General features: G+C 62.7%; 13 protein-coding genes. 9 read left to right on the top strand and 4 right to left on the bottom strand.

What is annotated here, in order from left to right; all coding sequences use genetic code 11:
• Nucleotides 1-185: 185 nt before the first annotated feature.
• The 8 genes from MSP7336_RS13265 to MSP7336_RS13230 are packed head-to-tail and all read left to right on the top strand — an operon-like array spanning nucleotide 186 to nucleotide 6,939.
• Entirely contained in the window at nucleotides 186-1,358 is a 1,173-nt protein-coding gene (locus MSP7336_RS13265; protein WP_113964903.1) for a cytochrome P450, read from the top strand.
• Entirely contained in the window at nucleotides 1,358-2,539 is a 1,182-nt protein-coding gene (locus MSP7336_RS13260; RefSeq protein WP_113963879.1) for an acyl-CoA dehydrogenase family protein, read from the top strand. Before MSP7336_RS13265 ends, MSP7336_RS13260 begins: the two co-directional genes overlap by 1 nt.
• A 17-nt stretch (nucleotides 2,540-2,556) precedes the next feature.
• Nucleotides 2,557-3,132, top strand: coding sequence for an FAS1-like dehydratase domain-containing protein (locus MSP7336_RS13255; protein ID WP_113963878.1), 576 nt, complete (start codon nucleotides 2,557-2,559; stop codon nucleotides 3,130-3,132).
• Entirely contained in the window at nucleotides 3,132-3,545 is a 414-nt protein-coding gene (locus MSP7336_RS13250) for a Zn-ribbon domain-containing OB-fold protein (RefSeq protein ID WP_069394441.1), read from the top strand. Before MSP7336_RS13255 ends, MSP7336_RS13250 begins: the two co-directional genes overlap by 1 nt.
• A 20-nt stretch (nucleotides 3,546-3,565) precedes the next feature.
• The gene (locus MSP7336_RS13245; RefSeq protein ID WP_113963877.1) at nucleotides 3,566-4,678 is read left to right on the top strand and encodes an acyl-CoA dehydrogenase family protein; all 1,113 of its coding nucleotides are present in this window, start codon (nucleotides 3,566-3,568) and stop codon (nucleotides 4,676-4,678) included.
• Nucleotides 4,675-5,127, top strand: a complete 453-nt coding sequence (locus MSP7336_RS13240) for a MaoC family dehydratase (RefSeq protein WP_113963876.1) — start codon at nucleotides 4,675-4,677, stop codon at nucleotides 5,125-5,127. The genes MSP7336_RS13245 and MSP7336_RS13240 overlap by 4 nt, the downstream gene beginning before the upstream one ends.
• Nucleotides 5,124-6,293, top strand: a complete 1,170-nt coding sequence (locus tag MSP7336_RS13235) for a lipid-transfer protein (protein ID WP_113963875.1) — start codon at nucleotides 5,124-5,126, stop codon at nucleotides 6,291-6,293. The genes MSP7336_RS13240 and MSP7336_RS13235 overlap by 4 nt, the downstream gene beginning before the upstream one ends.
• A gap of 43 nt (nucleotides 6,294-6,336) precedes the next feature.
• Nucleotides 6,337-6,939 (top strand): TetR/AcrR family transcriptional regulator, encoded by a 603-nt coding sequence (locus tag MSP7336_RS13230; RefSeq protein WP_069394437.1) that lies wholly within the window; start codon nucleotides 6,337-6,339, stop codon nucleotides 6,937-6,939.
• Between the two features lie 10 nt (nucleotides 6,940-6,949).
• On the opposite strand, the gene MSP7336_RS13225 is transcribed toward MSP7336_RS13230, so the two are convergent.
• The 3 genes from MSP7336_RS13225 to MSP7336_RS13215 are packed head-to-tail and all read right to left on the bottom strand — an operon-like array spanning nucleotide 6,950 to nucleotide 10,000.
• Nucleotides 6,950-8,179, bottom strand: coding sequence for a cytochrome P450 (locus MSP7336_RS13225; protein ID WP_069394436.1), 1,230 nt, complete (start codon nucleotides 8,177-8,179; stop codon nucleotides 6,950-6,952).
• Complete coding sequence (locus MSP7336_RS13220) at nucleotides 8,176-9,426, bottom strand: CaiB/BaiF CoA transferase family protein (protein WP_113963874.1); 1,251 nt, start codon at nucleotides 9,424-9,426, stop codon at nucleotides 8,176-8,178. Before MSP7336_RS13220 ends, MSP7336_RS13225 begins: the two co-directional genes overlap by 4 nt.
• Before the next feature lie 43 nt (nucleotides 9,427-9,469).
• Nucleotides 9,470-10,000 (bottom strand): nuclear transport factor 2 family protein, encoded by a 531-nt coding sequence (locus MSP7336_RS13215; protein WP_069394637.1) that lies wholly within the window; start codon nucleotides 9,998-10,000, stop codon nucleotides 9,470-9,472.
• A gap of 127 nt (nucleotides 10,001-10,127) precedes the next feature.
• Between MSP7336_RS13215 and MSP7336_RS13210 the strand changes: the two genes are divergently transcribed.
• Nucleotides 10,128-11,741 (top strand): class I adenylate-forming enzyme family protein, encoded by a 1,614-nt coding sequence (locus tag MSP7336_RS13210; protein ID WP_113963873.1) that lies wholly within the window; start codon nucleotides 10,128-10,130, stop codon nucleotides 11,739-11,741.
• 59 nt (nucleotides 11,742-11,800) lie between these two features.
• Here the strand turns inward: MSP7336_RS13210 and MSP7336_RS13205 are convergent, their stop codons facing one another.
• Complete coding sequence (locus MSP7336_RS13205; protein WP_220178573.1) at nucleotides 11,801-12,898, bottom strand: dihydrodipicolinate reductase; 1,098 nt, start codon at nucleotides 12,896-12,898, stop codon at nucleotides 11,801-11,803.
• Nucleotides 12,899-12,951 lie beyond the last annotated feature (53 nt).

The following is a 12,951-nucleotide window of genomic DNA, read 5'->3' as shown; positions in this document are numbered from 1 at the left end:
ACGGGTCGGTCGACGTCAATGCTATCGCCAAATAGCTGGGTCGATAATCATTGACATGAGCCTTGGTTGTGCTGTAAACACAGCACTGCCGGACATAGATGGAAAAAGTGTCCGATTCACCTTTGCGTCGAGGAAGGCTTGCAGTGCCCGCTAACTCCGCCTCCAGACCAACGTCCACGTTGCCGCTGCACTCGCCGGACTTTTACGCCGGGGATCCCTACCCGGGCTATCGGGAACTGCGCAACAGCACGCCGGTCGTCTGGAACGACGTCACGAATTTCTGGGCACTGACGAAGTACGAGGACATCCGCCATGTCTCAGGCCATCCGCTGACGTTCTCGTCGACGAAGGGCATCACGATCCCGGATCCCGCCATGCCCAGCCCGGTGCAGGAGGGAAACCTGATCTTCACCGACCCGCCACGGCACCGGCAGCTTCGCAAGCTGATCAATGCGGGTTTCACCCGGCGGCAGGTCACGTTGCTGGAACCCAAAGTGCGCGCGATCGTCAAGGGCATTCTCGACGATGTCGACCCATCACGGGTATACGAGTTTGCCGAGGAGATCGCCGCGCCGCTTCCGACTCGGATGATCGCGGATATGCTCGGCGCGCCGACAAAGGACTGGGAGCGGTTCCGCGCGTGGTCGGACGCGGCGGTGGGTACCGCCGATCCGGATATCGAGTTGGACAACATGGTGGCACTCGGCGAGTTGTACGAGTACTTCACCAAACTGATCGATGCCCGGCGGTCTGGCGAGGTCACCGGTCAAGACGACCTGCTGTCCATACTGGCGGCCGCGGAAGTCGATGGCGAGCGCCTCACCGATGCGGACCTACTGAACTTCTCATTCCTGCTGCTGGTTGCCGGCAACGAGACGACTCGCAACCTCATCGCGCTGGGCACGTTGGCGCTGTTGGACCATCCCGATCAGTTCGCCTTACTGCGCTCGAAACCCGAGCTTTTGCCGCTGGCTGTCGAAGAGATGCTGCGGTTCACCAGTCCGGTGACCCACATGGCGCGGGTAGCCACCGAGGACGTCGAGATCCGCGGTCAGCAGATCAAGGCGGGTGAAACGGTGGTGATGCTCTACGGTGCGGCCAATCGCGACGAGGAGGTCTTCGGCGCTACCAGCGAAGAGTTCGATATCACCCGAAATCCCAATCCGCACATAGCGTTCGGCGCGGGCGAGCATGCTTGCCTCGGCGCCCAACTGGCACGGCTGGAGGCAAGGGTGATGTTCGAGGTGCTGCTGGGTACCTATCCGAGCATCGAACTCACCGGCGATGTGACGCGGCTGCGCGCCACGATGGTGCCGGGCGTCAAGCGCATGCCGGTACGTATGAGCGCGGGGGTCTGATGGATTTCGACTACAGCCCCGAGCAGGAACAGCTCCGGCAGAACTACCGCGAACGCCTCGAGGCGGTCATGACCCCCGGACGACGCAAGGCGGTCGCGGGGCTGATGGAGGGCGGCGCGGCCATCGCCGAGTGCCGACGCGCGCTCGGCGAAGCCGGCCTGCTTGGCGTTGCATGGCCGGTCGAATACGGCGGTAGCGGACTGACCGCACTCGAGCAGTACATCTTCGGCGAGGAAGCACGTCGCGTCCATGCGCCACTGCCGATGATCACGCTGAACACGGTCGGCCCCACACTCATTCAGTACGGGACCGAGGAGCAGAAGCAAAAGTTCCTTCCCGCGATCCTCAAGGGCACCGTCGATTTCGCGATCGGCTACTCCGAGCCCGGAGCCGGCAGTGACCTGGCCTCCCTGCGGACCAGTGCGGTGCGTGATGGCGACGAGTTCGTGATCAACGGCTCCAAGATTTTCACCAGCGGCGCGGAATTCGCCGACTACATCTGGCTGGCCGCCCGCACCGATCCCACCGCCAAGAAGCACAAAGGGATCACGGTATTCATCGTGCCCACCGATTCCCCCGGCTTCTCCTGGAAACCACTGCACACGATGCCCGGTGTCTCGACGTACTACACCTTCTACGACGATGTGCGCGTCCCGGAGAGCGCCATTGTGCTCGGCGAGAACGAGGGCTGGAAGCTGGTCACCAATCAGCTGAACCTCGAACGCGCCGCCCTCGGCAATCTCGGTGCGCTGGAGCCTTTGTTCAACAAGACGCTGGAGTGGGCCAAGACCACTGAACTCGATGACGGGTTCGTGATCGACCAGCCGTGGGTCCAGCAGGCGTTAGCGCGGGTGGAGGCGCAGGTCGCCGCCTACCGACTGCTCAACCTGCGGGTGAACACCAACATGAGTTCCGGTGCGCTGGGTATGGGCGAGGCCTCGGCCGCAAAGGTTTTCGGCACCGAGCTCACCCAACAGGTGGCCCGCGAGCTGCTCGACGTGGTCGGCCAACCGGGTCTGCGCAAAGATTCGTCGGCTCCACTCAAGGGTGAACTGGAGAGCGCGTATCGACTCGCCGTCATCAACACGTTCGGCGGCGGCGCGAACGAACTGCAACGCGACATCATCGCCATGGCCGGTCTTGGCATGCCGCGCGCACCCCGTGACATGCGATCCTCCTGAAAGGAATGCCGAACCCTGTGACTGAACTGACCAAAGACGAACTGCGTCAACGCCTCGACGCGCTGATCGGCACACCCACCGACGGCATCGGCAAACCCTCGCGCGCACCAGATCCGGTGAACGCCGCGATGATCCGGCACTGGGCGTACGCGTTGGACGACATGAACCCGGCCTACCTCGATGAAGAGTTCGCCCAGAACTCTCGCTACGGCGGCCTGGTCTCGCCGCCGGTCATGCTGCAGAGCTGGACGATGCCCCCACCGAAACTGGCAGGCATTCACGAACGCGGCGGCGTGCCGATCGAGATCAAGACCAACCCGCTGCAGTTCCTATCCGACGCCGGCTACACCGGCATCATCGCGACGAACTCCGATTTCGAGATCGAACGCTACCCCCGGGTCGGAGACCAGATTACCGCCGAGACAGTGTTCGACTCGATCTCCGACGAAAAGAAGACAGCGATGGGAAACGGCTTCTTCGTCACCTGGGTAACCACCTACCGCGATCAGAACAACGACGTCATCGGACGCCAATGGTTCCGCACTCTGCGATTCAAGACGGATGGGGCCCCCGCCGGAAGGGCTGGGGACTGATGGCCAGCAGACTCGCCCCGTCCATCAGTCCCGACACCGAATTCTTCTGGTCGGGCTTGAAAGAGAACGAACTTCGCATCCAGCGCTGCGCGGACTGCCAAACATTGCGCGTCCCACCACGGCCGATGTGCGGCAAGTGCCAGTCACTGAAGTGGGACTACGTCGTGGCATCGGGGCACGGCACGGTGTACAGCTTCGTGATGCCGCAGTATCCTCCGCTGCCGTTCCTTCAGTACCCATACGTCGTTGCGCTCATCGAGCTCGACGAGGGGGTACGCATCGTGTCGAACCTCTGTGACATCGAACCCGCCGCCATCGAGGTCGGCATGCCCGTCGAGGTCTTTTTCGAGACCTTCGAAGCCCTTCCGAGTGGTGACGAGTTGGTGCTGCACCAATTCCGGCCAGCCGGCTGACCGAAGGCGATCGCAATCCCATGGATTTCACTTTCACCGAAGAACAAGAAGCAGTCGGTAAAGTGGCGCGTCAGCTGTTCGAGCACCGCGCCACGCCCGAGCATCTGACCGAACTCGAATCCGGCCACGTGCGATTTGACGCCGGGCTGTGGAACGAGCTCGCGTCCGCCGACCTGCTCGGCATCGCACTACCTGAATCCGTGGGCGGCAGCGGCGGCGGATTCCTTGAATTGGGTGTTCTGCTTAGCGAGGTCGGCTTCAGTGTTGCGCCGGTGCCGGTGTATCCCACCCTCGTTCTGGGCGCCGACACTATTGTGCGGCACGGTGATTCCGCCATGCAGGATCGGTATCTTCCCGGCGTCATCGACGGCGGCACAATCCTCACCGCCGGGCTCGTCGAACCGGGCAACTCTTCCCCGACCGCACCGCACACCACCGCACGACCCGGTGGCGACACATGGTGGCTCGACGGCAGCAAGGAGCTCGTGCCCGCGGCGCAGCTCGCACAGGCGATCGTGGTGTCGGCACAAACCGGGGACGGTCCTGGGCTGTTCATCGTCGACACCGGATCCGATGGTGTGACCATCACACCGGCGCCCACCACCAACGGTGAGCCCCACGCCGATGTCGGCTTGACCGGCGCGATCGGCCGCCGGCTCACCGAGCACGACGACGGGAATATCGTCAGCTCGCTCTACTCCAGGGCCCTCGTCGGGTTGTGCGCGATCCAAATCGGGGTTGTGGAAAGGGCTTTGAAACTGGCTGCCACGTACACCAGCGAGCGCGAGCAGTTCGGCCGCCCGATTGGATCCTTCCAGGCCGTCCAGCAGCGTCTCGCCGATGCGTTCATTGACGTCGAAGCCATCCGGTGGACCACGTGGTATGCGGCATGGTTGATCGCTCAAGGGCGACCGGCCGATCGCGAGGCCGGTATCGCCAAGTTCTGGGCCGCCGATGCGGGCGCCCGCGTCGCCGCCTCAGCCCAACAAGTGCACGGCGGCATGGGAATCGACATCACCTACCCGCTGTCCCGTTATTTCCTGTGGGCCAAACAGAACGAACTCGCACTGGGCTCTGCGTCGCAGCAGCTGGCCCGGCTCGGGTATGCATACGCGGAAGGAAGCGGCAAATGACCTCTACCCTCAAGCGCACCACGACCCTGGCGTGGAACACCATCAATGTCGGTGACGAGGTCACACCGATGGACGTGCCCGTGACCACCACGCTGATCGTCGCGGGCGCCATCGCCTCGCGTGACTACATGCCGGTGCACCACGACCGCGACTTCGCCAATTCCCAAGGCTCCAAGGACATCTTCCTTAATATCCTGACCACCAACGGCCTGTGTGTGAAGTTCCTGCACGACTGGGCCGGACCCGAGGCGATGATCAAAAAGCTGTCCGTTCGCCTCGGTGTACCCGCCTACCCGAACGATCCGCTGCGCTTCGACGGCAGTGTCACAGGCAAGTCATCCGCCGACGGCGAGGGCTTGGTCGAGGTCACGTTCAAGGGCGCTAACAGCCTTGGTGCGCATGTCTTTGGCACCGCGGTGCTCAGCCTGCTCGAGGGGGTCGATGGATGAGCGCGGGCATCGGCGGGAAAACTGCTCTGGCCGGTATCGGCCAGACCGAATTCTCAAAGGAATCTGGCCGGACCGAAATGCAGTTGGCCTGCGAGGCCGTCAAGGCGGCCATCGACGATGCGGGCCTGCGTCCCGGCGATATCGACGGCATGGTGACGTTCACCGTGGACGAGAATGAGGAGATCGAGGTCGCACGCAATGTCGGCATCGAGAATCTCTCGTTCTTCACCAGGGTGCCGCACGGTGGCGGAGCGGCGGCGGGCACGGTGATGCAGGCCGCGATGGCTGTTGCGACCGGCGCCGCCGAGGCGGTGGTGTGCTATCGGGCTTTCAACGAGCGCTCCGGCTTCCGGTTCGGTGGCGCTGGACGCCAACCCGGTGTGACACCGTTATGGATGGCTCCGTATGCTCCGTTCGGCTTCATGACGCCGGCCGCGTGGGTCGCCTTGCATGCTCAGCGGTACATGTCGACATACGGGGTTACCAACGCCGACTTCGGGAAAATCTCCGTTATCGACCGCAAACACGCTGCCAACAATCCGGATGCCTGGTTCTACGGCAAACCGATATCTCTTGAGCAGCACCAGCAGTCGCGCTGGATCATTGAGCCGGTGCTGCGACTGCTGGATTGCTGCCAGGAAAGCGACGGCGGCGTCGCGATGGTGGTGACGAGTGTCGAGCGGGCCCGGGATCTGCCCAATCCCCCTGCCGTCATCACGGCCGCGGCGCAAGGCGCCGCTTACGACGGCGAGGTGATGACAAGTTACTACCGCGAAGAGATCACCGGGCTACCGGAAATGGGTGTGGTCGGCAACAAGTTGTGGCGCGACTCGGGACTGAAACCGGATGACATCTCGACGGCGTTCCTCTACGACCACTTCACTCCGTTCGTATTCACCCAGCTTGAGGAACTCGGATTCTGCGGACGGGGCGAGGCCAAGGATTTCGTGTCGATCGACGAGCTGTCGCTGGGCGGGCGGATGCCGATCAACACCAACGGCGGATTGCTCGGTGAAGCCTACATCCATGGGATGAACGGCATCACGGAGGGCGTCCGGCAGGTGCGTGGCACGTCGTACAACCAGGTGGACGGCGTCGAACACGTTCTGGTCACGTCGGGCACCGGCGTCCCGACGAGCGGGCTGATCCTCGCGCCCGACCGCTAAGTCGCAGTACCGCTACCCTCGTCGGGAGCTAGGAAGGGATCGTATGACGCAGGCAACCGCGACCGACACTCGCAATGCCATCATCTCGGCGGCATTCGCCTGTTTTCGGACCCAAGGCTTGGCCAAGACGACCATTGTCGACATCGCCCGTGCCGCTGGTGTGTCCCGCAGCACGTTCTACGAATACTTCCGGGACAAGGAGACGATCGTCGAGGCATGCGCCGAGGCGGCATCACAGCGGTTCTACCGCAACATGGCCAAGGCGATCGATCGTCACGGCGGTAGCACCCTGGAAGGCCGGCTGGTGCAGGCCGCGGTATTCGTCAGCCAGGCACGCAGGGTCGTCGAGCCGGAGGCATACTTCGACGAAGCAGAAGTCAGCTTGATGATGACCAAGAACGCGGCAATGCTCCTCAAGGAATGCACCGAGTTCTTGGCGCCCTACGTATCGGCCGCCAGGTTGACCGGCGAGGTCCGAGCCGACCTCGACATACCCACTGCGACCGAATGGTTCGCACGAATCCTCTTCTCGCTGTTTACGACTCCATCCCCGACCATCGATATGCGTGACGACGACGCTGTCGCCGAATTCGTGCGCGCGTATGTCGTGAATGGATTCGTCGACGGCCGCGCGCGGCGACGATAACGGTCCGGCCTCAGCCGACCCTGCGCACGGGGACATTGGACCAGCCACAGACATTCGCCATCGCCACCCGCTGCAACTTGTCGCGGTCGACTTCGTACTCGGGAAGTAGATCCAGCAGCGCCCCTAGCGCGATTCGGCTCTCCATGCGAGCCAGTGCCGCACCGAGACAACTGTGTATGCCATAGCCGAACGCGAGGTTGAAACCCATCTTGCGCTCTCGGTCGATGTCCAAGCGGTCGGGATCCTCAAATATCCGCTCGTCGCGGGTCGCCGAACCCGTGACTAGCAGCACCGCGCCGCCCGCCGGAATCGTTGTCCCGTAATATGTCACGTCGCGCGTGGCGGTCCGGACTTGATACTGCGAGGGAGCCTCGTAGCGCAGCAACTCCTCCACTGCGGCGGGAATTTTACTTCGGTCATCGCGAAGCTTGCGCCACTGGTCAGGAAAGTCGGCGAAGGCGACCATCGCGTTGCCCACCAGCTTGGTAACCGTTTCGGCGCCTGCTCCTCCGAGCATTGTTGCGAAACCCGTGATGTCGACGTCGGTGAGCTTTTCCACCACACCGTCGCGCTCAATCTCCGTCTCAATCAGACGGCTGATCATGTCATCTTCGGGGTGGGCTCGCCGCTGCTGCACCAGATCGTAGTAATAAAGGCCCGTGTTCACCGACGCCTGGTATCCACGCTTAGTGGTGGCGATCTCGCCGGGGTGGCGTTCCAGAAGCAAGTCTAACCAGACCCGTATCTGATCGCGGTCCTGCTTCGGCACGCCAAGCATCGTCGTGATGACCTCGTTGGGAAAGAGAGCCGAGAAGTCGGCTACCACGTCGAAGGACTCAGGATTCAGCGCATCGATGCGCTCATAGACCTTGTCGCGCACCATGTCTTCCAACGCTGCGATCGCGCGCGGGGTGAAAACGTTGCTGACGAGACGCCGCATCTTCTGATGCTCCGGCGGATCCATGGAAATAATCACCTTGGGCACCGGGATGGCGTCATCATGAGCCTTCACCATGTCCAGCGTGGCGCCCTTGGCCGATGAGAACGTTTTGTGGTCTTTTGTCGCGGCGGCTACATCGTCGTAGCGGGTGAGCGCCCAGAAGTCCCACTTCGCGTTGTAATACAGTGGCGCTTCGTCGCGGAGCCGTCGATAGGTGTCATAGGCTCCGTTGAAGAAATCCGTGGAGAACGGGTCGAAATCGATGGCGGCATCAGAGATTCCGAATTTGGCCGAATTCACAGGATCGCTCCGGATTCCTTGTACTTCGTGATCGTGCCCCAGTCGATGCCGGCATCCATCAGCACTTCTTCTGTGTGCTGGCCGTGTTCGGGTGCTCCGGGCGGGATGATCGCCTGTTCGTCGAATTGAACAGGATTGGTGGGCAGTGAAAACGGCACTCCGTTCATGGTTTCGGTGTGGGCTACATAGCCGTTCGCGGTGATGGCAGGATCTTGACAAAGCTCGGCCGGTGTCTGCACGATTCCCCACGCACCCGAAAGCACCGTCAGAGTCTCACGCCACTCGGCCAAGGTGCGCTTGGCAAACGTCTCGTCGAGCAACGCGATCAGAATGGCACGATTCTCGAACCGCGATGCGGGATCGGCGAATCGCGGATCGTCCACCAACTCGGGAAGGCCGATCACTCGCATCGCCTCGGCGTAGAACTTGTCGAGTTGGAGCATCATCAGCTGCACGTAGCGACCGTCTTTTGTGCGGTACGTGCCCACTAATGGGTTGGGCGCGTCCGCATGCGCAAACTTGGGAATGGCACTCCCGCCGTGGATTTGGCTCACCGCGACGTCGGGGCTGAGGTTCCAGGCGGCCAGTCCGAGAAGAGAAACGTCGACGACCGAGCCCCTACCGGTCGTCGCCTTCTTATAGAGCGCGGCGGCGATACCGCCCGCGATCGTCATCCCTCCGAGCAGGTCGCCGAACGCCGGGCGCGAGCGCACCAACTCATCCGCGTCCTCGGTGAGGACATTGGCGATCCCCCCACGTGCCCAGTAGGACACACCGTCGTAGCCAGGCTTGTCGGCATCGGGCCCCTTCGGCCCGTGCCCCGATCCCCGCACATAAATGATGCTCGGGTTGGCCGCTCTGATGTCCTCGACGTCGATGCCAAGCTTTTTGCGGCGCTCCGGCAGGTAACTGGTCAAAAACACATCGCAGGTCTTGGCGAGTTCGCGAACGACTTCCTGACCGCCCGGTGTGCTCAGGTCCACCCCGATTGATTTCTTTCCGCGGTTGGGGATCTCGATCATGTAGTTGACCGAGCCGCCGCCCGCGTCGACGATTCCCATCGTGACCAGGCCGCGCTGTGGATCACCACCATTACGCGGCTCGACCTTGATGACCTCCGCGCCCCACTCTGCCAATACCGCGCCCGCCGAGGGCACGAACGTCCACGCTGCGACCTCCAGCACACGAACTCCGCGGAGCACCTTGTCGTCGGAAATGACGCCCTCCCAACCTGCGATAATTGCCATTTACGGAAATGAGAATGTCACTTACGGTCCAAATTGTAAACGACTACGGCCGTCGCGACAGCCGCCCGGGTTGCTCGGGATCTCCGTTCTCCCAGAACGCCCGCCAGGTCGGCATCCGCTGTGGCATGGCCGCGCGAAGCGGAACGTCCGTTGGCCACCGGATGAACTCGGGTCCGGGCCGTTCAGTGACGTCTACGGCGTACCACGGATGCTCACGTCGCTTGACGAAGTGCCACCGGCCGTCGCGTCGTGCGTAGACATCGTCGTAGCGCATCGTGATGACGTACCACCCGTCACCGTCCTCGTGCTCGGCCCGGCAGTACACCGATCCCGTCGCTTGGTCGGCGTTGATGAAGTCGAATTCGTGTCCGCAGATAAGGTGGATGCTGCGGTAGAACCGCCGCAGGACACCGTCATACCAGCGCTTCAACGCCTGCCGGCCGCGGCCCTGCGCACCCGCATCAACATCGTCGACGAAAAGGGCCACCAACGCGTCCAGGTCGCGGGCATCCAGCGCCATGGCATAGCGGCTCGGCAGCTGGCTGACCGCCAAACTGGACTCGATCCGGTCCAGACGATCCGCAGGCGCCATGGCTGCAGTGTAGTTCGCGGGCGAGGCCAGCGAGAACCGGTGTTCTCGTCTGACGCAAAGCCAACTATCCTGTTGAGGCCCAACGAACGTTCTAGGAGACGGCGACCGCATGCCCTTCCCGACCATCACGCCGACGATCCCCGCACTGGTGAGATCGTCTGCGGCGCGGTTCGGTGACAAACCGTTCCTCATCGTCGACGGGCACGTGCTGACATACGCCGATCTGGACCTGCGTTCGTCGCAATTGGCGATGACGCTGCTTGCCGAGGGCATCGGAAAGGGTGACCACGTCGGGATTCTGATGCCCAACAGCGTGGAATGGGCACTCGCCTGGTTCGCTGCGACGCGCATCGGCGCGGTCGCCGTCCCGCTCAACACGTTCTACAAAACGTCCGAGCTGGCCTGGACCATCCGTCACGCTGACCTGAAAGCGGTCCTGGCGTGGTCGGCCTTCCGCAACCACGATTTCGTCGAGCGACTCGAGGAGGCGTTGCCCGGGCTTGCCGAACAGCGCGAACCGGGTCGCATCGTCTTGCCCAGAACGCCGTATCTGCGCACGATCGGGGTGTGGGGACCCTGCGATCGAACCTGGGCGACCGCATTCGAAGACAAAGAAGCACCGACCAGCATCGATGCGGGCTTCCTCGTCGATGTCGAGTCGTGCGTGACGCCGGCAGACGAAGTGGCCATCATTTACACGTCGGGCAGCACTGGCGATCCGAAAGCGCCCGTGCACACCCACGGAACCTTGGTTCGCCACACCTACAACCTCACCTTCCAGTACGGCGTCATGCCCGACACTGTCTTGTTCACCGCAATGCCGTTCTTTTGGGTGGGAGGGTTGATCACCGGGTTGCACGCCGTCATTCACCACGGCGCCACACTCGGCACCCAGCCGGCGTTCGATGCGGCGAACGCCTTGGAATTGATGGAGCGCTACCGCGCGACCATCGCGCTCGGTTGGCCGCAGCAGGGCAAGTCTTTGGCGGAGCACCCCGATTTCGCCGGGCGCGACCTGAGTTCGGTGCAGCGCACCAGCATGCCCGCGATGGTGCCGCCGGACCAGCGACCCAAAGGTCCAAACGCGTTGGGCATGACCGAACTGTGCGGCAACCACATCGGAGTCGATCCGTATCCGCCGCAGCCGCCGGACCGCGCGCAGACCGGGGGGTTCTCCGTGGAGGGCCTGAGCCACATCCTGGTCGATCCCGGAACAGGCATACCGGTCCCGGTAGGGACGGAAGGCGAGATCTGGGTTCGCGGATACTCGTTGATGCAGCGCCTCTACAAACGCGAACGTGAAGAGGTGTTCACCGCAAGCGGTTACTATCGCACCGGTGATTGCGGCGTCGAGTACGACGACGGCTGGATCAAGTTCACCGGCCGGTTGGGCGATCTGATCAAGACGAGCGGCGGAACCAACGTCACCCCAAGCGAAGTGGAACGAGCGCTGACCGAGTGCGATGGTGTGCTCGAAGCGTATGTCGTCGGGGCCGAAGACGGCAGCAACGGCACGGTCGTCGCCGCGGCGGTGGTACCACGCGGAGACTGCGAACTCGACAGCGAGGGTCTGCGCGCGCAGGTACGAGGTCGCCTCTCTGCGTACAAGGTGCCGAAGTTCATCTGGATCACGCGGAAAGACGCGCTACCGTTTACTGCGACGGGCAAGGTCAAGAAATCCGACCTGGCGAAGCAGCTGAGCTCTCTTCTGGCGGACCGTTGAGCGGCAGCCAAGTGGCCGGATCCGCCGATCACCGCACTGCACGACGCATTTGAGTTTAGCTAGGTGCGCGATTGCCGAGTCACCAGCGACGGCCCCGACAGCGGATTGGCGATGACGCCCGCCGGGGCGTCGACGACGTCGGGAATCGCGTTGACCGCGGCCATCGCCGTGACCGCGACACCTGGATTCACCCGGTCGGTTGCCGACTGCTCGAAATACAACTCCAAGCTCATACTGGGACTGCCCTCGACACGAAACACCATTCCGCCTTCGCCCTCGCGGGCCGGTTTAGGCCAGCGATCCGGCCATGGCGTGCTGCTGACTGCCGCGAAGTATTGCACTGCGACAGCCGGTCTCGCGCCGATGACTCCGGCGAGTTGCCAGCGATGAGCACAAATCGTGCCCTCGGGGATGATGCTCAGTGCAGTCTCAAGATCGGTCGGTGCGAGCAGCGTCTCCCATTCAAGTTCGATGCGGTCGAGCTTGAACCCGAGGATGTCAGCGATGTACCGGACCACGGTCTCCCAGTCCTTGTTCACCTTTCCCGAGGCGATCCGGGCCGGCACGTGACCGTCCGGCTTCCCGAAGCCCATCGACTCGTGCAAGACGTCCCAGATCGGATAGGCCTTGTCCAGATCGACGGCATACTCGTCCATTCGATATGAGTCGACTCGACCCGCCCCCGCGAGAAGAGCTGTGGGGATGTTCAGGCTGATGAACCCCGGCTCACTGCCAGTGGCGTAGAAGGTCGAATTCCCTTTTTGCGCTGCGCTTTCCAAAACCTCACGCCATTCGGAGGGGGCTACGGCGGGGTAAACCATCGGAATCGTCGAGAACGTCACCACATTGACGCCCGCCTCGAGGTAGGCGGCGATATCTGCTATGGCTTCCTCTTCGCGTCGGACCGCTGTCGCGCAGTATGTGACACACTCAGGAGCCAGTGCCAAGACTGCTGACGTATCGTCGGTCGCGGCTATGCCGACATCCGTCGTCCCGCACAGTTGGCCCGCATCCACCCCGACTTTCTCCGGCGTCGACACCTTGACGCCGACCAGTTCCACCACAGGATCATCGATGATCGCCCGCAACGCCTGGCGGCCGGTCAGCCCGGTACCGACGTGGACTACCCGGTAGCGCCGCTTACCTTCTTTCGCCAATTCCACTACCTCTTTTCGGCCGGCAATACGACGTGCGCCTCACTTATGGACAG

Source organism: Mycobacterium shimoidei (genome assembly GCF_900417275.1).
Taxonomy (GTDB): Bacteria; Actinomycetota; Actinomycetes; order Mycobacteriales; family Mycobacteriaceae; genus Mycobacterium; species Mycobacterium shimoidei.
This window is presented reverse-complemented; position numbering and strand designations above follow the sequence as displayed.